This window comes from Pseudomonas sp. UC 17F4, assembly GCF_900101695.1.
Lineage (GTDB): Bacteria > Pseudomonadota > Gammaproteobacteria > Pseudomonadales > Pseudomonadaceae > Aquipseudomonas.
This window is the reverse complement of the sequence record NZ_FNKV01000001.1, coordinates 2,268,625-2,288,541: the sequence shown is the minus strand read 5'-3', so window position 1 is coordinate 2,288,541 and position 19,917 is coordinate 2,268,625. Positions and strand designations below refer to the sequence as shown.

General features: G+C 56.0%; 19 protein-coding genes. 1 reads left to right on the top strand and 18 read right to left on the bottom strand.

Features of this window, described 5'->3' with window-relative positions:
* Window positions 1–109: 109 nt before the first annotated feature.
* The 12 genes from BLR26_RS10575 to BLR26_RS10520 all read right to left on the bottom strand — a co-directional run bounded on the left by BLR26_RS10575 (window position 110) and on the right by BLR26_RS10520 (window position 13,192).
* On the bottom strand, window positions 110–1,237 hold the full coding sequence (locus tag BLR26_RS10575) for a glycosyltransferase family 4 protein (protein WP_093387380.1): 1,128 nt from the start codon (window positions 1,235–1,237) through the stop codon (window positions 110–112).
* Between the two features lie 58 nt (window positions 1,238–1,295).
* On the bottom strand, window positions 1,296–2,591 hold the full coding sequence (locus tag BLR26_RS10570; RefSeq protein WP_093380453.1) for a hypothetical protein: 1,296 nt from the start codon (window positions 2,589–2,591) through the stop codon (window positions 1,296–1,298).
* A complete protein-coding gene (locus tag BLR26_RS10565; protein ID WP_093380450.1) occupies window positions 2,588–3,823 on the bottom strand; it encodes a hypothetical protein in 1,236 nt (411 codons plus the stop codon). The genes BLR26_RS10570 and BLR26_RS10565 overlap by 4 nt, the downstream gene beginning before the upstream one ends.
* Window positions 3,824–3,825: 2 nt before the next feature.
* A complete protein-coding gene (locus BLR26_RS10560) occupies window positions 3,826–4,575 on the bottom strand; it encodes an acyltransferase (protein WP_143013266.1) in 750 nt (249 codons plus the stop codon).
* Window positions 4,572–5,906, bottom strand: a complete 1,335-nt coding sequence (locus tag BLR26_RS10555; protein WP_093380447.1) for a capsular polysaccharide export protein, LipB/KpsS family — start codon at window positions 5,904–5,906, stop codon at window positions 4,572–4,574. The genes BLR26_RS10560 and BLR26_RS10555 overlap by 4 nt, the downstream gene beginning before the upstream one ends.
* 131 nt (window positions 5,907–6,037) lie before the next feature.
* A complete protein-coding gene (pseI, locus tag BLR26_RS10550; protein WP_052676496.1) occupies window positions 6,038–7,096 on the bottom strand; it encodes a pseudaminic acid synthase in 1,059 nt (352 codons plus the stop codon).
* On the bottom strand, window positions 7,093–7,647 hold the full coding sequence (gene pseH / locus BLR26_RS10545; RefSeq protein ID WP_249744406.1) for a UDP-4-amino-4,6-dideoxy-N-acetyl-beta-L-altrosamine N-acetyltransferase: 555 nt from the start codon (window positions 7,645–7,647) through the stop codon (window positions 7,093–7,095). The genes pseI and pseH overlap by 4 nt, the downstream gene beginning before the upstream one ends.
* Window positions 7,648–7,651: 4 nt before the next feature.
* Window positions 7,652–8,746: a UDP-2,4-diacetamido-2,4,6-trideoxy-beta-L-altropyranose hydrolase gene (pseG, locus tag BLR26_RS10540; protein WP_249744435.1), complete on the bottom strand. Its 1,095-nt coding sequence runs from the start codon at window positions 8,744–8,746 to the stop codon at window positions 7,652–7,654.
* 108 nt (window positions 8,747–8,854) lie between these two features.
* Entirely contained in the window at window positions 8,855–9,541 is a 687-nt protein-coding gene (gene pseF / locus BLR26_RS10535; RefSeq protein WP_093380444.1) for a pseudaminic acid cytidylyltransferase, read from the bottom strand.
* Window positions 9,538–10,698 (bottom strand): UDP-4-amino-4,6-dideoxy-N-acetyl-beta-L-altrosamine transaminase, encoded by a 1,161-nt coding sequence (pseC, locus tag BLR26_RS10530; protein ID WP_045195345.1) that lies wholly within the window; start codon window positions 10,696–10,698, stop codon window positions 9,538–9,540. The genes pseF and pseC overlap by 4 nt, the downstream gene beginning before the upstream one ends.
* A 3-nt stretch (window positions 10,699–10,701) precedes the next feature.
* Complete coding sequence (pseB, locus tag BLR26_RS10525) at window positions 10,702–11,700, bottom strand: UDP-N-acetylglucosamine 4,6-dehydratase (inverting) (RefSeq protein ID WP_045195347.1); 999 nt, start codon at window positions 11,698–11,700, stop codon at window positions 10,702–10,704.
* 181 nt (window positions 11,701–11,881) lie between these two features.
* Entirely contained in the window at window positions 11,882–13,192 is a 1,311-nt protein-coding gene (locus BLR26_RS10520) for a Wzz/FepE/Etk N-terminal domain-containing protein (RefSeq protein ID WP_052676505.1), read from the bottom strand.
* Between BLR26_RS10520 and BLR26_RS27100 the strand changes: the two genes are divergently transcribed.
* On the top strand, window positions 13,182–13,523 hold the full coding sequence (locus BLR26_RS27100) for a hypothetical protein (RefSeq protein WP_176794193.1): 342 nt from the start codon (window positions 13,182–13,184) through the stop codon (window positions 13,521–13,523). The genes BLR26_RS10520 and BLR26_RS27100 overlap by 11 nt on opposite strands.
* Before the next feature lies 1 nt (window position 13,524).
* On the opposite strand, the gene BLR26_RS10515 is transcribed toward BLR26_RS27100, so the two are convergent.
* From BLR26_RS10515 to BLR26_RS10490, 6 genes are all read right to left on the bottom strand, one after another.
* The gene (locus BLR26_RS10515; protein WP_093380442.1) at window positions 13,525–14,082 is read right to left on the bottom strand and encodes an acyltransferase; all 558 of its coding nucleotides are present in this window, start codon (window positions 14,080–14,082) and stop codon (window positions 13,525–13,527) included.
* Window positions 14,083–14,180: 98 nt separating this feature from the next.
* Window positions 14,181–16,184, bottom strand: a complete 2,004-nt coding sequence (locus tag BLR26_RS10510) for a polysaccharide biosynthesis protein (RefSeq protein ID WP_045195352.1) — start codon at window positions 16,182–16,184, stop codon at window positions 14,181–14,183.
* Window positions 16,185–16,316: 132 nt separating this feature from the next.
* Window positions 16,317–16,910 (bottom strand): sugar transferase, encoded by a 594-nt coding sequence (locus BLR26_RS10505; RefSeq protein ID WP_045195354.1) that lies wholly within the window; start codon window positions 16,908–16,910, stop codon window positions 16,317–16,319.
* Window positions 16,903–18,066, bottom strand: a complete 1,164-nt coding sequence (locus tag BLR26_RS10500; RefSeq protein WP_045195356.1) for a DegT/DnrJ/EryC1/StrS family aminotransferase — start codon at window positions 18,064–18,066, stop codon at window positions 16,903–16,905. Before BLR26_RS10500 ends, BLR26_RS10505 begins: the two co-directional genes overlap by 8 nt.
* Window positions 18,067–18,070: 4 nt before the next feature.
* On the bottom strand, window positions 18,071–18,580 hold the full coding sequence (locus BLR26_RS10495) for a GNAT family N-acetyltransferase (RefSeq protein ID WP_176794230.1): 510 nt from the start codon (window positions 18,578–18,580) through the stop codon (window positions 18,071–18,073).
* A 106-nt stretch (window positions 18,581–18,686) separates the two neighbouring features.
* Window positions 18,687–19,880: a glycosyltransferase family 4 protein gene (locus tag BLR26_RS10490; RefSeq protein ID WP_176794229.1), complete on the bottom strand. Its 1,194-nt coding sequence runs from the start codon at window positions 19,878–19,880 to the stop codon at window positions 18,687–18,689.
* Window positions 19,881–19,917: the final 37 nt, after the last annotated feature.

Genomic DNA, 19,917 nt, shown 5'->3' with positions numbered 1-19,917 from the left:
TTATTGCCCTATGGCGCCTGGGTTCTTTGCCCACGATCGCCATCGATACAGCCAACCTGAGTTGACTGACTGCTGGCCTGCTCCCGACAGTGCCAACCCTCATCACACGCTATTGAAGATGCTTCCAGCCAGCGAAAAACGCCTGGCACTTGTCATCGACAAAACGTTTGAATTTGTCCCGAAAAACCTCTGGTGCAAATTGTTCGGCGTGCGCACGAATGGTTGTCGGATCAAAATCCTCAGCGCTTTCAAACTGGCTGATAGCTGCGCAAATCGCAGCCTCGGTCTGCTCATAGAAAAACATCCCGGTTTTCCCCTCGACGACGGTTTCGAGAGCGCCGCCCTTACCAAAAGCAATGACCGGTGTGCCACAGGCCTGGGCCTCGACCGGGGTGATGCCAAAGTCTTCCTCGGCAGCAAACACAAATGCCCGACAGCGTTGCATATGGTCACGCAGGACCTCGAAAGGCTGATACCCCAGAACCCGCACATTAGGCCCTGCCGCCTGTTTGACTTTATCGAACTGCGGCCCGTCGCCAATCACCACCAGTTTCTTGTCGGGCATGGCACTGAAGGCCCTGACAATCAGGTCCATTTTTTTATAGGGGACCATGCGCGAAGCGGTCAGGTAGAAGTCTTCCTTGTCAGGCGTGAAAGCAAAGTCCTGAACATCCACCCCCGGGTAGATGGTGGTCGCCTCACGTTTGTAGACCTTGCCGATGCGACGGCCGATGTAATTGCTGTTGGAAACGAAATGCTCGACGTTGTTGGCCGTGCGCGCGTCCCAGTTGCGAATTTTGAACAGCAGGTAACGGGCCAGCCAGCCCTTGAGCCCTTCACTCTTGTTGGACTCGATCAGGTACTGGTTCTGCAGGTCCCAGGCGTAGCGGATCGGTGAGTGGCAATAACAGATGTGCAACTGGTCAGGGCCGGTCATCACCCCCTTGGCCACCGCGTGGCTGCTGCTGATGATCAGGTCATAACCCGACAGGTCCAGTTGTTCAATCGCCAGTGGCATCAACGGCAAGTACAGTTGATAGCGCTTGCGGGCCTGTGGAAGACGCTGGATGAAGGTCGTCGTGGCAACTTTGCCACCGATCTTCTTACGCTCGGCGTCAGAAAAGAAATCCACCACAGAGAACAGATCTGCCTGAGGCCAGAGACTGATAATTTCAGCCAACACCTTCTCTGCACCCGCGAATGTCACCAGCCAATCATGAACAACCGCTACCCTGATATTCACTACATCACCATCGCAAATTTTCAAAAAATCAATGTATTGCCGCGACTGCCTGTTACACCGAGTCAGACGCTTTGAACAGCGTTGAATAGAACACACGGAGTATCAATCCCAGGAGTACTGCGGCAATCATTGCGTACTGTCCGATACCACTGACAAACAGATTGACGACCAGAAAGAACGGCAAGAACGAACAAAAAATCAGGTACATCGGCAACCAGGCCAGACGCCGATACCGCAGGGCCCTGGCGACCAGGCCGAGCACGGACGCAAAAACCACACAGGCCAACGCCCCGCCCCAGATGCCAAAATCATATACCACAGGCCCGAAGAGCGTCGTGTAAACACCGGGGCGGATAACTCCAGCGCTTAACACATCCTCAATATCACCTTTGCCGAGAGCGGCCATGACAATCTTGGCGGGAATATAAAAACTGTGCAGCCCATAAGTACTTGCGCCATCAACCAATGAGGTGAGATAGAAAAACTCATATAACCCATGGGTGATGTACTGGGAAAAATGGGTCAACGCATAGACCAGACCAGCGAGCCCCGAACTATCGTTTTGTCCGAGGTAGTCCACCACTTGCGCGCTGGCCGGAGCGAATCGCGCATACCCGGAAAGCTCCATTGATGCCACCGGATCCATGCCCATTTGCTGGGTCCGGATCCAGAAAACCATGCCACCCAACCAAATAAAGGCGATCGCTACAACTACCCCGAGAACCAGATTCCTGAGAGACAAGCGGACATATCCCGTCATCAATGCTGACATTAGCGAAGTCGCCATAAATACCACCAAAATACTTCGCGAGCCCTGAATCACCATGTCGAACACGGCGAATAATAGGCAGCAAAACAACATCGGAAAATGATACCAACGGCGAGCACCAGCCACGCGCATCATGCAGATAAAGATGGGCAAGAACAGAAAGAATGACGATAACACCCCACCTAACAAGGCAAGACTGCCTGAACCTCCAGAGGCAATCAGCTCACGGTTCTCCATGAAATCTGAACTTAGGTTTCCACCGGCCCGCATAAAGATCCGCTCAATAACACGCAACAGCAACCCGATACTTCCGAGGCCATAGATAAGCCAGACCAGGCGGCTAATCGAACCTGCCTCGCATTCAAAAGTCAGTACCCGCGCCCGCATCTGCCCGCACGCAAAAAACAACGTCAGGAGAAACAGATACACATATGAGAGCAGGATAAAAAGCGACGATGGTCCTGCCTCGTACGAGTAATCAATAGGGGCACACAACCAGATCAACACACAGCACAAACCGCCCCACAGGAAAATCCGATAAGGCGGAAACACCGCGAGCCTTATGAACAATGGCGTCATCGCGACCCCACTTTCACTGCATTTCTCCGGGTGAAGGCGAACAGCCCCAATTTCATTACCCAGCGTAACTGCATTAACACGATCGATAAAAATCCGATAATCCAAGCGAGCGAAACCAGCCACTTGAAGTCAGTGACTCCGAGACAGACTCCAATACCTGTGAATGCCAAAAAGGTAGTGCCTCCCATGGCCACACTAAGCGTTTGCAGGCCTGGGCGGGCTGCACTTCCGAGGACACCCTCCAGACTTGCGCTAGCGGCCCAGAACACCATCACCAATGCCATAGTTGCGATCAGCCAGCGGTCCTCGAACAATGGCCAAGGTAATCCCAATTGCTCCCCGGGGATAAACACAAGCGCCATTGCAATTATCAACGCAGCGAGCCCAACCAGTGTCACACTGGCCATGATCGCCGTGCTTCTGTACTTCACCGCACCGCCGTAAACGCGCTTGAAAAATACAGTATTGATGAACTGGTGAACGACAATCGCGATGGATAGCCAACGGAACACGATCGAGAACGTAGCCACAGCGGTTTCGTCGTCGAGCAGTCCAAGCAAAATTCTTGGCCCCCCCATAAACGCGGCCATTAGGACGCCACCAATCAGAAACTTGTAACTCTGCAGGAGTGCACCTTTCATCGCCCGCACATTCAACGCATCGCGCTGAGGCCGTGGTGAAATCCAGAGCAGAACTCCCCCCATCACCCCACCGCACAGGGTCATGATCTTGACGTAAACATTCAGGAAGTCCATCCCCAGCCAGTGGGCTGCCAGGCCCACTAACAGGGTAAGGTACACTGTGCTTTCGAACAACGACGCCACAGCACCTTTGCCCAATGCTTTCATTCGGGCCGAGATAGCTAACTGCAACACTACAATGGCACTTTGCAGACCAATAACGGTGGCAAAAATTAGCCATTGCTGCGAAGCCAGATGAAACACTGAACAACTCACTACAATGGCCATCGTGCTAGCCACAAGGACATAAGCGGTAGCGCTACTGAGGTGTTGCGTCAAGGATCCGCCCAAGGTCCCATACGCGATCACCCCGTGCATACCCAGCGCGAGCACAGGTCCGACTACCATCGAGACCGAAAGCCACCATTCGACAGCGCCGTACTCGCCTGTACTCAAGCTCCAGGCGGCAAAAAACGGCGCGAGCAAGACCGCTGATTTCGACAGCGCAAAAATGCTTGCCTGGGCAAACAGGTGCTTGGCATGTCTGAGCAAGACTAAATCCCCGGTTTCTTGTGATAGACCCGCTCTACCAGCCCTTTGACCTGCACTTTGGAATGGCGAGTCTGAGCTTGCTCATAGTCCAGGGCAATCCAGCGCAAAGGCTGTGCCACATACAGACCGGGTTTTGGCAAGGACTTGGAAACACAAGATGCAGCACCTACAGTCACTCCGTTGCTGATGCTGACCGCAGCATTAATCACCGACATCGAACCGATATACACGTTGTTACCGACCCGTACACTGCCATCCACGCGAAATCGATCAAGCCCTTCAGGCGCATGCATGTAGCCATGAGTCCAGATCTGACTGGCAGACCCCGCCAAAATCGAGTAATCGCCAAAGCGAACACTTCGCGTGCAGTCGACCGTATGCCGCGAGGTGATTTTCGAGTAGATCCCCAGCCTGAAAACAGCTCGCCCCCAGGTCACACCACGGCGTCCCCGGTACACTTTGTTGAAATTTCCAAGAGCGGCATTGGCCAGCAGAAACACCCAGATGTCGCCTTTGACCTGATTAAAGTATTGGATGTATGAAGCCGGGCGCATCACCAGGCTTTTACAAACGATGTAATTACCATGGCCAATAGAAACGCGTTCACCAAGCACAATCGAATCAGCGCGAATCCAGGAAAATCCGATCCGGCAGCCTGATCCAATTTGCCAACCCAGTGCGCGCAATATCAGGTTTTTCAGCCCACTGGCAGGCAAACACAGGCCCAATAGCGATGCACATACCTGTTTCATTCGCATCGCTCCGCCACTTGCAGCAAGTTACGCGCAATGGTCTGGACGTTGCTCGGATCAAGAACGCTTGGCAATGATGCAGGGTCAGAAACCAAACCCGTGAACGTCGAGGTGAACAATTTTTTGACCAAGTGCGTTCGGGCGGCGTCATCTGCAAGAGGGAATGCTCCCGACTCGACGTCGCTGATCACCTGCGAAATGCATTCAACGTTTTGCAGTTGAACATATCCAGGCTCACCAGAGAGAATGCCGGGACCGAATTGAACCAATGGCTTGCGCGAAAGAACCGCTTCCACGGCAATGGTGCCGGTAACGGTGCAGATCATCGTTACGTGCTCAAGCAATTCCCCCATCGCCACTTCGTAAGGTACTGGAACAATGTTGTCCCTGCGCATGACTTGCTCAAGCAACGCGTCATCCAGTTCGTACTTGGTCTTGGGGTTCAACTTGACCAGCAGCTTCCAGTTATCCGGTATCGCCTGGGCCAAGGCGCCGATTAAATCAGCCTGATTGCGGAACGACTGCCCCCACAAGTCCAGATTGGACTCCGGTTGCATCTGCATGGGGTAAAGCAGGTAGTGTTGTTCAGCTTGCAGATGGAATCGCCCGCTACTTATCTGGGCCCAACGAGCCAGGCGGGTTTTGACCGCCTTGTCCAATCGCCACTTTTTCAGCGGCGACGGCGTATTGAAGCGCTCCCCACTCAGGTAACTTTTTATCAGTGTCAGCCGATTGGGCCAGGATCCATGGATCGGAAACACTCGCCCTGGGTCCGAAGGCAACGAGGGACGCATGTAATCCGGGACTTTCTCCCGCTTGCGTATGGCTTCGGCAAGTGCAAAACAGTCTTCATCGGTCGGGCAATCCGTCGACACACCGATCGCCTCTTTGCTATCCCCTGCATAGATGCTGTAACGCCCGCCCGGATAGCCTGGCATGGACGGGTGGAAAAATGGTACCTGATGCTGCTTGCACCATTCTACCGCCAACAACTCATGAAAAAGCGTAGCCTCCCCAATGACCAAGTCGGGCTTGGCCTGATCCAGCGCCTGCCAGATGGCGGACTTGTAATAGTTGTAATGGGTTGGTTGGCCGCCAAAATAGTTGAGCAAACGATCCGACTTGCATGTACGGGTACAGACTTCATCGTTTGCTAATGGGGTGAGGTTGCTGCCCCGCGGGAACGCGATCACCGTGGCTTGGCCATGGATCGGGGTGAATAGCGGATTCTGCACAACCCAGCGGACAGTGTGTCCATCAGCAATAAACTGCTGCGCCAGCGCATCCCAGAAATAGGTTTTGTACCTATTCTCTACCATTAGAATGTTCATAGGTCAGCAGAAGCCTTTAAGCGCGATAGACTGCGCAGTGGGAAAACCCGTCCCACGATTTTTTTCAACTTGTTCCCAACCATTTCTATCTCCTTGGTCCACGGGTTTGAACCCAGCGTTGACTGCGTCAATCACAGGCCTTCTATATTTGCGAAGTCCACGGGGGTATTGGCCTCTACTGCCGCCTTCACGTATTTACCAACAACGTCATCGAAGTATTTCGGCGCAACACCACGCCCTGGACGGACGCTGCGGATCGCATCGGCGGTAACCACATCACCTGCGGCCAGTGACTTGACGAAGTAGAGCGAGCGACGGAACTGCACATTGCCCTGCTCGCTGGATTTGCGCGCGTAGTTGACGTCACCCAGTGCCGCCCACGCGGTTTTGCTGTCCTGACACAGCGCCTTGAGCTCCAGTGGCTCCAGCGAGAAACTGTCGTCCGGTCCTCCACCCTTGCGATCCAGGGTGAAATGCTTCTCGACGATCGAAGCGCCCAAGGTAACGGCGGCAATCGCAGTGGTGTTGTCCAGGGTGTGATCGGAAAGCCCGGTGACCAAACCAAAACGGCGAACCATGTCGGGAATGGTGCGCAAGTTGTATTCCGCAGCCGGCGCCGGATAGCCGCTGACACAATGAAGAATTGCCAGCTCCTTGCAGCCGCCCTCACGCGCGGCCTCGATCGCTTCGCTGATCTCTTCGGCATCGGCCATGCCGGTAGAAATGATCATGGGTTTGCCAGTGCCAGCCACATATTTGATCAATGGCAGGTCGATTGCCTCGAAGGAGGCAATCTTGTAAGCCGGGGCATTCAGGCTTTCCAGCAAGTCGACGGCAGTAAAGTCAAAGGGCGAACTGAAAATGGTGATACCCAGTTTGCGGGCATGCTCGAACAACGGCTGGTGCCACTCCCAGGGCATCTGCGCCTCCAGATAGAGGTCGTACAGGGTACGGCCATCCCACAGCCCCCCGTGAATGCGGAACTCTTCAGCATCGCTGTTCAGCGTGATGGTATCTGCGGTGTAGGTTTGCAGCTTGACCGCATCGGCGCCGGCTTTCTTCGCTTCCTCGATGATCCTCATTGCTGTTTCGAGCTTGCCATTATGGTTGGCAGACAGCTCGGCAATGATGTAAGGCGCATGCGCGGCACCGATTGCCCGCCCTGCAATGGATATCATCGGATTCATCATTGGCCTCGAATTAATTTATTCAGTTTTTCTTGCATGACATCACGGTGCATATCCCACTCACGGGACAGCAGCGCCAGCCTGTATATATCGACGTACGCGTCGTCCACACGGTGCTGCTCGCGAAAAATACCTTCCACCTGGAAGGCGAACTTCTGGTGAAGCTTGATGACGGCACTGTTGAATGCCAGCACCTCGCAATTGAGCTTGTTCAGCTGCAGCACGTTGAACGCATGCTCCAGCGCGAGAAACTCCATACGGCTGCCAGTGCCCTTGGCGGCATCCGGGGCGGCGTAGAACGCCCAGCTGGCATTGGCGCTGTGGGTGTCGATGTCGGTGAAGCCGACAATCCCCGCAGCCCCCCCCTGCCACTCGTACATGAAGTACTGCTGGTCCTGGCGCTGCTGCAGGCGTTGCCACCATGCCAGGTGTTCCTGCTCGCTGATTACATGCCGGGTGTACATGTTGGCCCGCACGGCGGGTGCGTTTCGCCACTCAAGCATCAGGCCGACTTCGTCAGCCTCGATATTTCGCAGTTTTCCAAATGCCTGCACGTGTTCAATCCTTTTCCGATTCAGCCATAACCTGCGCGACGACCCGGCAGCCGGAGCCGTCGACAATCTTTCGTGCCTGCTGGCTCATTTGTTCCAACATGGACGGATCCCCACTCGCCTGTTCCAGATACCGGGCAAGGTCGCGGCCCAAAGTCTCATCCAGCGCCAGCGTCAGCACGGCGCCGGTAGCTGCCAGTTGTCGGGCGGCAAATACCTGGTTTTCCGCCAGCACAACCATCAGCGTCGGCAAACCCAGGCAGCAACGCTCCCATGAGGTTGCACCGGCCGCACCGATAGCAAGGTCAGAGGCAGCCATCAGCTCTGCCATGTTGCTGACATTGGTCTTGACCTCGGTGCTGAATGGCAGGGTCCGGGCTTGGGCACGAACCTCTTCGAGCCAGGGCGCGGTAGCCCCCATCACTACGGTTACCCGGGAGATAGTGGCCAGGGAAAGCGTTTCCAGGACCGATAAAATGCGTCCCGTGACGTTGTCCTTATCGACGCCACCCATGGTGATCAACACGTTCCTGAGGGCAAATGCCGCCCGGCGCTGCAGGCTATCGCCCCGCAACGCGGAAAAATCCGGTCGCAGCAATGCATGCTGTACACCGCACAGTAACCTGCAGTGCGCAGGCACCCATCGGCAATAATCCTGAGGCGAACGTCCCAACGACTGATCAAGCAACAGGTCGCACTGATGGGCTCGATCGGCTAGGTCGTCTATGACCATCAACTTGCGGGACAACCCCGCAATACTGCCCTCCCATTGCTGGTCCAGAGCGTAATGATCAACAACCAGCCAGTCCGGCCTGATGCTTTCAAGCAGCGCAGCACACGCAGCCGCATCCTCTGCCTGGCTGGCCCCCAGCCAATAACCGTAGATTCCGCGGTCCGCCCCCGGATTGCCGGCAATGCCGGTCACCACTTGCAGCGGATGGACCTGATAGCCGCGGGACCTGATCTGCTCGATCAGATTCCCGGTATGCGCCCGGCAAATGAAGTGACAGTGCGCGCCCTGTGCGGTCAGCTCATCGGCCAGGGTCAGGCAGCGCATGACATGCCCGATGCCAATCTCGACGGAGGCGTCTGCACGGAACACAACTTTCAATCGATCCACCCGCCTACCTCAATGATCTTACGCAGCATCACAACAACCCTGGCAACTTACCCTGAAAGCCCTTTCGCGACTCCTGAGCCGGATCAAGGTTTACCGGTTCATTTCCCGGAACATCCATTCAGCCCGAACCCAATCTTCAAGCGTGTCGATATCCTGGACCCTGTGGCCTGGCAGCACTACCGGTACCGAGCCGGGCCCAAACACGGGCTTGCCCAACCGCCAGGCCTGCGTACGCCCCCAATAGAACTGGCCAGCGTCATGAAAGGTTTCCTGTAGATCTTGCGAGCGGGTATTGAATTGCTCCGGATAGATCATTTCAATCCGGCCCTGGGTGTTGATCCGTACTGCCCGCTGGACAGGAAATGCATAGCGGGTAACGGCAAAGGCAAAATCGCATTGTTCACGGATCAAGGCGTCGAGCCCTGCCTGCAAATCCTCGGGCCTTACAAAGGGTGCCGTTGCGTAAAGGCAGCACAGGTAATCGATCTGCTGCCCGTCCTGTTCGAACCACTCAATGGCATGCTGAATCACCGGCACTGTGCCGCTGTGATCGTCAGCCAGTAGCGCGGGACGGATAAATGGCACCTGTGCCCCGGACTGGCGGGCCACCTCGGCGATCTCCAGATCGTCGGTCGAGACGATCACCCGGTCAAAAACACCGCTATTGAGGGCGGCCTCGATCGACCAGGCGATCATCGGCTTGCCGCAGAACATCTTGATGTTCTTGCGCGCAATACGCTTGCTGCCGCCACGGGCGGGAATGACCGCCAGTTTCATGCCTGCAAGGCCTTGGTCAGTGCAGCGACGACCACGTCCTGCTGAGACTCGCTCATGGTCTGGAACATCGGGATGCTGATGGCGTCCCGGTAATAGGCTTCAGCTTCAGGGAAATCGCCGCGGGCAAACCCCATGGCGGTGTAGTAAGGCTGGGTATGTACCGGAATGTAGTGAAGATTGACTCCGATACCCTGCTCACGCAACGACTCGAAAACCTGGCGATGGGTCTTGTCGATCTTGTCCAGTTGCAGGCGAATCACATACAGGTGCAATCCGGAATAACTGTCTGGATGCTGCCACGGCAGGGTCAGCGGTAATGCTGCCAGCAGTTCATTGTAGCGCGCCGCCAGTTCATGCCGGCGAGCGATGAACTGATCGAGGCGCTGCATCTGGCTCACACCCAAGGCCGCCTGCAGTTCGGTCATGCGGTAGTTGAAACCCAGATCGATCTGCTGGTAGTACCAGGGCCCATCAGCTTCATGGGTCATCTGTTGCGGGTCGCGGGTGATGCCATGGCTGCGCAGCAAGGCCATCTTTTGTGCCAATGCGTCGTCGTTGGTGACCGCCATACCGCCTTCGGCGGTGGTGATGATCTTCACCGGATGGAAGCTGAACACAGTAATGTCACTGTACTTGCCGTTACCGATGAACTCGCCCTGGTATTGGCCACCAATGGCATGCGAGGCATCTTCGATGACTTTGAATCCGTATCGCACGGCCAACGCATGGATCGCCTGCATGTCGCAGGGCTGACCACAAAGATGCACCGGGACCACAACCTTGGGCAGCGTCCCCGCTTGCTCCGCCAGCTCCAACTTGCGCGCCAGGGCTTGTGGGCAGAGGTTATAGGTGCGTGGGTCGATGTCCACGAAATCGACCTGCGCCCCACAGTACAAGGCGCAGTTTGCCGATGCGACAAAAGTAACCGGGGTAGTCCACAAACGATCACCAGGCCCCAGCCCCAGGGCCAGGCAGGCAACATGCAATGCCGACGTTGCACTATTGAGCGCAAGTGCGTGACGCGCGCCTACATGCTGTGCAACCCGCTGCTCGAACTCCGGCACCATTGGGCCCTGAGTGAGAAAGTCGGACTGCAGGACGCTGACGACAGCGTCGATATCAGCCTGGCTGATGTCCTGGCGACCATAAGGGATCATGGCTCAGATGCTCCCGATTTTTTCTTTGTTGATGGTGATCCACTCTTGCAGATCGGCATCACTCATCCACTCCGTGTTGTTGTCACTGGCGTAGACGAAACCTTCCGGCACTTTCTTGCCGTCCTTGATGCGCTTCTCGCAGTTGGCCCAGTCATTGATGACCGGCAGGATCTTGAAGTGCTCGGCATACTCGTAGGTGTAATAAGCGTCTTCAGCACTGATCATCTGTTCATGCAGTTTCTCGCCCGGGCGGATACCGACGACTTTCTGCCGAGCCTCGGGAGCGACAACCCGTGCCAGGTCGGTCACCTTCATGGACGGGATCTTCTTCACATAGATTTCGCCGCCTTCCATATCTTCGAAAGCATGCCAGACCAGTTCCACGCCCTCTTCCAGGGAGATCATGAAGCGCGTCATACGCTCATCGGTGATCGGCAACTCACCCTTGTCCTTGATCGACATGAAGAACGGGATGACCGAACCACGCGAGCCCATCACGTTGCCGTAACGGACCACCGACATGCGCGTGTCATGGCCGCCAGCGTAGGAGTTACCGGCAACAAACAGCTTGTCGGAAGCCAGTTTAGTGGCGCCGTACAGGTTAACCGGGCTGCTGGCCTTGTCGGTGGACAACGCCACGACCCGCTTCACGCCCTTGTCGATGCAGGCGTCGATCAGGTTCATTGCACCATTGATGTTGGTCTTGATGCATTCGAACGGGTTGTACTCCGCAGTCGGAACAATCTTCGTTGCCGCCGCGTGCACCACGTAATCGACGCCATCCAGCGCCCGGTACAGACGATCCTTGTCTCGCACGTCACCAATGAAGAAGCGCACGCGGGAATCACCTTCGAATTTCTTCGCCATGTCCCACTGCTTCATTTCATCACGCGAGAAGATGATGATCTTCTTGGGGTTGTACTTGGCCAGTGTCATCGGCACGAACGTGTTGCCGAAGGAGCCGGTACCACCTGTGATGAGAATGGTCTTGTTAGTGAACATGTAACGCGTCCCTATGTAAAATCTGACCAGTTGGTCTTGATGAACTGAATAATGCTGGCCGCGGCCCTTCAAGAAAGCCGTCTGCCGTGCACATTAACTTGAGAAGTAACCATGCCCCTTTCACGGAGCCAGGCAGCGGACCTGCCCGCAGCCCGTACAAGGGCTGCGAACCTGTGTTGACTTACTGGGGATTGCCCAATGGCTCGCCGCCCTTTGCCACCTTCGTCATCCGCAAGACGACAAAGTAACGAATGATCGCCAGCAACACCCCCAACATCCCCCCCACGGCCAGGCCCGCTAGAATCATCAGCGACTTTTTCGGCCAGACGGGTTTGAGTGGCTCCAGCGCGTACTGGTCAATGGTGACCAGATTCAAGCGCATCACATCGATATCGAGCTTTTTCAAGCGGGCCATTTCAGAACGCAACGGTTCGATGTTCTGCAAGAACACATCTTCGTTCTCTCGCTGTTTCAATGATTCGATCCGGCGATTGTTCTTCAGCAGCATGAGTTCTTTGCCGATCTGCGCCACCCGCGGGTCGGTGAAGTCATCGGAAGTTCGCTGACGGAGGGCCTTGCGCTCGGCCTCCAGGGCATCGGTACCCATGAAGTACAGCGGGATCTGCTGGTTATTGACCTCAGTACGGATCACATTGCCACCAGACTCGCCTTCGCTGGCCATGGCCGAAGGGGTAGACGGCTTCTTCAAGCCCAGCGAACGGGCGATGCTGATGGCTTCATCCAGCTGGGCGATTCGGTCGGCACGGCGCGCCTTGAGCTGAACGCGCAGTGCCCGAAGTTCATCTTGCAGTTGCGCGCGCGTGAGATTGTCCTTCTCCAGCAGCGTGGCAATTTGTGACTCCTTGCCTGCTTCATATCCGGCACGGGCTGCGTCGAGCTTGCCATCCAGTTCATTCAAGCGGTTCTTGATAATGACCGACAAGTCCGAGGCCACTTGCTGGCGCTCGCTTTCAATGGCGTATTTAACGAAGCCGTTGAGGATCTCGTCACCGTCGACATTCTTTGGATAGCGCAACTCCATGCCAATGTAGGCGCTGAGCAGGTCAACCTTCTTTTTGGGGTCCGGCTGCACCAGCTTGATGGAATTGCGGTTGAACTCTTCGAAAGCTTGTTCGTCGGTCTGGCCAGGCATGCGCAAAGGAGCGAAAAGCTGAGGATTGGCGCGAAAGTAACCCAGGCGCACATCGTAGGAATCAAGCGCGGCGCCGACGCGGGTGAGCGCCTGCTCACGCGGCAGCGAGTAAACACCAGAGCGGTTCAGGGCATCCAGATCGTTGAGCGCAGCAGGGCGCAGCGTGGTGCTGACCTGATACTCGGGAGTGGTGAGGAAGGCATAGGCTCCCGCCGCCGCCCCAACTGCCAGAGTGACAGCAACGATCAGAAATTTCTGCTTCCAGAGGCTTTGAACCACGGCAAAAAAATCGATATCGCTACTTTGGCTTACGGGGGGTATACGGGAAATGCTGGTCACGCACATGCCTGCCTGGTCGAGTAACAATGGCTCCAACGACAAGCGAGGTGTCACCAAAATCCTGGTAAGCAGCGCTCCCTGCCCCATTGACTCGATCCCGGAGAAACTTCCCTGTCATCAGACGAGAAAGGCGCGCATTGTGACAGTTTATGCAAAGGCAAACCACTCTCTGGCCAATCTTTGTAGGAAAAGTTCCCGACCAAAAGGTCGCAAAGCCCAGCAAAATAGGCACTTTTTCGGGTTTGCCCGTCAGAAACTGACGAACGGCAGGCAAGGTATTCCAGCACAATTGATCGACAATATCCTGGCGCGCCAGGGCGGCGCGTTTTGACTCAGGGTGTTGACAGGTACTGCGTTTCCAACTCGAGCAGGCCCTTGTTGCGATTCTTGATTCGCTTGGCCGGGATTCCGAAATAGATACCCCAGGCTTCAGTGGATTTGGTCACCAGGGTCATCGCCCCGACAGAACAGCCATCCTCGACGTTGACTCCGGGCACTACGATCGAGGAGGTGCCGATGATCACGTGACGACCAAGTCGGACCGCGGCCTTGGTTTCGCCCTTGAACTGCGCGGGGACCGTGGGATTGGTCATGGTCTTGCCGGAATAGTCATCGGACTGGGCAAATACATGACAGCCATAGGCCAGGCCGGAAAAATCTTCCAGGGTGATACCTGGCTCGCCCCCGGCAACATTGCAGAAAACGGCGATATGCACATTGCGACCGATCGACACCTTACCGGAGACGACACAGAAATCGTCAATTCGGGAGTTATCGCCGATCTCGATCTGGTCGCAATTGTAAATAGAGGCCTTGTCACTGATCAGTACGTTGGAACCCAGTTTCTTGAACCCTTTTGACGCCAGTTCAGCAGGTGTAAGGAATGCCATTAACGCCTCACCGTTTTATACGCTTCACGAAGAACCACCCTATCAACACTCCCAGATGAAGACAAGGCAGCGCGCGGCTCACAATTTAATGGTACAGATCACGGATCCAGGCGGCGCTGCTGATAGATCCAGTCGACAATTTCACCGTCCGGCGTATAGCCACTAACGGTTTCACGCAGCAACTGGCGAACCCGCCCGTAGTCATCACCGGCAACCGCCGCCAGTAACCGGTGCAGACGCTCCTTGAGCGTCTCCCAAGGCAGATGATCTTCGGCAGCGCTCATGATCATCGGGTGTCGGGTAGCAACGACGTTGTCACCGATCAGCAATTCTTCATAGAGTTTCTCGCCTGGACGCAGCCCGGTGAACTCAATAGCAATATCGCCGTGCGGATTCTTTTCAGAACGCACGCTTAGCCCGGAAAGGTGGATCATTTTTTCCGCGAGTTCGGCAATGCGGACCGGCTCGCCCATGTCCAGCACGAACACATCCCCACCCTGCCCCATGGAGCCGGCCTGGATAACCAACTGGGCCGCCTCGGGGATGGTCATGAAGTAGCGAGTGATCTTCGGGTGGGTGACCGTCAGTGGCCCGCCCGCCTTGATCTGCTTGTGGAACAACGGAATCACCGAGCCTGACGAGCCCAGCACGTTGCCGAACCGCACCATGGTAAAACGCGTCTTGTTGACCTGAGAGACTTTGTCCGAGTCACCAAACAGAACCGGCGCGAGCTCCTGGCTGAGCGCCTGCAGGGTCATTTCCGCCAGACGCTTGGTACTGCCCATGATATTGGTGGGACGAACCGCCTTGTCCGTGGAGATAAGGACAAAGTTGGCAACTCCGGCCTGCAATGCGCTTTGCGCCGTATTGAGCGTGCCGATGACGTTGTTCAACACGCCTTCGGCGATATTGTGCTCAACCATGGGAACATGCTTGTAGGCTGCAGCGTGATACACCGTATCGACACTCCAGGTCTTCATGACATCCAGCAACTGCGCCTGATTACGGATGGAGCCAAGAATAGGCAAGACCCTTACCGGCAACGAAGACCTGCTGATGGTCTGCTCCAGCTCGCTGAGAATGGTGTAGAGGTTGAACTCACTGTGCTCGAACAACAGCAAGGTAGTAGGTTGCGACTTGAGGATCTGCCGGCACAGCTCCGAACCGATCGAACCACCGGCCCCGGTCACCATTACCGACTGCCCCTTGATGCAACGTTCGATCAGGTCATCCTGTGCCGGAACCGCGTCGCGGCCCAGCAGGTCGGCGATATCCACTTCCTGGATATCATCGACCTTGACCCGGCCACTGGCCAGATCCATGAAGCCGGGCACACTACGCACATGCAGCGGGAAGCCTTCCAGGTAACTGAGTATCTCCCGCCGGCGCGCGCGCGTGGCAGACGGAATGGCCAGGAGAATCTCCTGGGCGCCGGTCATATCGACCATGCGCTGGATATGCTTGGACTTGAAAACCTGCAGACCGGAAATCGTCCGGTCAGTGATGCTGGCGTCATCATCGATGAATGCAACCGGACGCATCACCTTGCCCATGCGCAACGCGGCCACAAGCTGGTTGCCCGCAGCCCCGGCACCGTAGATGGCTACCTTGGGCAAACCATCGTCACGGTTGGTAAAAGGTACATTCTGAATGCCCGCGAACCAGTCACCGAGAAAATACTGACGCATGGCCAGGCGCAAGCCTCCGACCATGATCAGACTCAGCCACCAATAGTTGAACACGATCGAACGGGGGATCACGACTTGATGGTTGCTGTACCAGTAAACCGCTACGCCCAGTATCAGCGAGGACAGGCTCACCGCCTTGATAATGGTCACCAGCGCATCGTTGCCGAAGTAGCGCATCACCGCACGGTACATGCCGAAACGGATAAACAGCGGAATGGCAATCAACGGCGCGGTAACAAATATCCACAGGTGCGTGGTGAAAGGGTTGATGGCTTCTTCAATACCCAGGCGAACGACAAACGCCATCCACAGCGCAATCCAGACCAGTACCACGTCTGCCGCGACTTGAATCAACCGTTTGTAACGGCGCGGCAATGAAACCAGCCAGAGCCGTAGCCTATCGTATTTCACCATCTTCAAACTCCACTACGCCTGAGCCGACACTGCCATTGCTGCAGCATTCCATGTTCATACACCCCGTTCCCGGCGCTCCAGCGGTGGCAACAATTCATCACCACCCTGTGATTTACCAGGGTAACGGCTACCTCATCGAGAAACGATCTTTGCAAGTGTGGCAAAAATGATCTTGATATCGGTCACCACACCATGTTGCTCGACATACTCCAGATAGTACTTCTGCTTGATTGGCAGAATTACATCAATATAGGCCTGCCGAGGATCCGGGTACTGGCCCAGGATCAAACTTTCATCAACCATCTCGATGGATGCCCGATCAGTGATCCCTGGGCGCACCGAGAGCACTTTGCGGCGCACCGATTCTTCATAGCAGTTCATGAATTCTGGTACTTCCGGGCGCGGTCCGACCAGGCTCATGTCCCCCAGCAACACGTCGATGAGCTGCGGCAGCTCATCGATCTTGGTGCGACGTAAAAAACGACCGGAGCGGGTAATACGCGAATCTTCGCCAATGGTCAGGCGCCCGGCACTTTCCGCGTGCAGCTTCATGGTCCGGAACTTATGAATCCTGAACAGATTACCGAAACGTCCGACACGCTCCTGTCGAAAGAATACCGGCCCGGGCGAATCCAGCTTGACCCACAGAAAAATCGCCAACAGCAACGGCGACAGCACCAGGAGACCCAGCGCAGCACAGACAATGTCAAAGAGCCGCTTAAGCATTGGCCAACACCGATCGCACCGCCGCAATCACACGTTCCTGATCGGCTTCGGTCATCTTGGTGTAGAGCGGGATCGAAACCTCCTGCTCGAACAGGCTCTGGGCTACCGGGAACTGCTCGGGACTCAGGGCACAGCTTTCACGCCAGTAGGGTTGCAGGTGCAGCGGAATGAAATGCACCGAGCAACCAATGCCCAGTTCGGCCATCTTGATGATGAAGTCGTCGCGCTTGATATTTGCCTCTGCGCGCAGACGCAGCGGGAACAGATGCCATGCATGCATGTCGCCAGCAGCGGCCACTGGCGGCAACACCAATGGCAGATCGCTCAGCGCCTCAAGGTAACGCTCGGCCATGGCCTGACGCTTGAGTTGGAAGCCTTCAAGACGACGCAACTGGTGAATGCCCATGGCGGCGGCGACGTCGCTCATGTTGTATTTGAAACCGGGAGCGACAATTTCGTAGAACCAGGCCGGCGTCTTCGACACATAACGATCGAAGGCATCGCGACTGATACCGTGCAGGCGCATGATCCGGCAGCGCTTGGCCAGTTCCGCATTGCGGGTCACCAGCATGCCGCCTTCACCGGTGGTCATGGTTTTGTTGGCGTAGAAACTGAACACTGTGATATCGGACTCGAGGGTACCGATCTTGCTGCCTTTCCAGGTGGTTGGCAGTGCATGCGCAGCATCTTCCACCACCTTCAGGCCATGGCGACGGGCAATCTGCAAAATCGCATCCATGTCACAGCTCAGTCCGGCGAAGTGCACAGGCATGATCGCACGGGTCTTGTCGGTAATCGCCGCCTCGATCGCCGCCGGATCGATATTGAAGGTCTCTTCCAGCACATCCACGATAACCGGCGTGCCGCCCAGATACCGGACAACCTCGGCAGTTGCCGTGAAGGTATAGGACGGCAGAATGACTTCATCGCCTGGGCCGATACCAATGGCTTCCAGCGCCAGGTGCAGCCCGGCGGTTGCCGAGTTCACGGCAATGCTTTCAACATCACCACCAAGAAAACTGGAAAAGTCCGCTTCGAATTGCTTGGCTTTTGGCCCGGTGGTCACCCAGCCGGAACGCAGGGTGTCGACAACTTCATTGATTTCCTCTTCACCCAGTTCAGGAAGAGCGAAGGGCAGGAACGGAGTATTCTGCATAGGTTCACCGCAAGCGTTTGATGTAACGGTTCATGATGCGATTGCCACTTTTCTTCAGCGTGGACTCCAGCACATAACCATTGCGTTGATAAAAACCGTTGACCTCGACATTGGCATCGCGATCAGTTGTCAGGTACACAAAAGCGGCGCCGGATTCGGCAGCCCACGCCTCTACTTCTTGCAGCAGTTGCCTGCCCACACCCTGCCCCTGCGCCTGCGGCGACACCGAAATGGTGCTCAGCAGCACCGCATTCTCGGTATCGAGACTCTCGACCTGATCGCCTCGATAAAACACCGCCGCCCATAATTTTTTGGCGACGAACAACGGGTTCTTCAGCAGGCTCGGCAAGGCGCGCAAGGCAAATGCCAGCCAATGCTTGGCAAACAGGTCCTTGTAGAACAGCGATGGCTGGCGAATGGCAACCGCCAACCCCTTGGGCGCCCGGCCTGCCGAATCATCAGAGGCAAGGATGCAGGCGCACTGTTCGGACTGCAGGTAATGGGTGTAGAGCAAGGCCAGAAACTTCGGCCCCAACTGACTGAGAAAAAAGCCTGGAAACGCCTGAACATGCAAGTCGGCAAATGCCTGGACCTGAGCACTGTCAACCAACCTAACCCGTTCAAGCTTCATAGACATCCTCAACAATTGCCTTCAGTTTGGGCACTGCTCGCTCAGCCGAGTAAAACTCCTGGGCGTATTCACGACCGTTGCTTCCCATTGCGGCCAGACGCTCAGATGAGGCATTGAGCAAATAGTTCATCCCCTCCAGCACTGCCGCATTGGTACGCACACCAATGGTATGGCCCGCATCCGATTTGCCCAGCTCGATTGCCGACTCGCTACGCTCATCGGCCAGCAACAGAATGGGCCGGCCAGCCAGCATATAGGTGATCAGCTTGGAAGGCACTGAGGCGAACTCCTGACCTGCGGCGGTTGGCAGCAACAAAGCATCTGCGGCACCGAACACTGCCGGAGTCAGTTCGAACGGCCAAGGCGAAAGGAAGTGGCAACGGGACTCCAGACCGCGGGCCTGTAGCAACCGCTTGAGCTCCGGCACCAGCGATCCGTCACCTGCAAACAGGAACACTGCCCGTGGATCGACGCCATCCAGATAACCCATGAACTCATCCAGGCCGGAAGCGACGCCCATATTGCCGCCATACACGAAAAGAAACTGCTCAGGCGCCAGGCGCAAGCCCATCACCTTCTCAAGCTCCCCTCGCGCCTGCTCCTTGGGTAAGGCCTGAATCTGACTGCCTTGAACCCAGTTTCGGACAAGCGTCACCTTCGATGGATCGATTTTTCGCGTCTCGGTATAAGCACGATGGAATCCATCGGAAATCACCACCAAGTGATCGCAGTTACGCGCGATGAGCGTATCAAGCTTGAGCAGGCCGCGATAAATGCCGCCGGTTTCCTCGATACGCTTTTGCACGGCCAAGGACTCCGGATACAGGTCCTGGACACTGGCGACCACCTTGATGCCCTTGAGCCTGGCCGCCATCAGCAGCAGGCCGAGGGAGAACAACGGCCACACGTTGGCGTAGATCACATCAACCTTGCGCTGACGCAAGATGAAGAAAAATACTGACAACCCGAAAGAGATGTTCTCCAGAAATCGTGAGACGAAGCTGGATTTTTTCGAAGAAAAGGCAAACAGGCGTGACACCGGAAACGGCATGTTCAAACCGGCGATCTTCTCATCCAGCCCTTCGGCGGCGACGTTGCGGGTTGGTGTCGGACATGCCACCAGCACCTCATGCCCTTGGGCATGCAGGTACTGGGCGACATCAGCACTGGTTCTGGCACTCACCACCGGCTCCGGCGGAAAAACACAACTCGCAACTAAG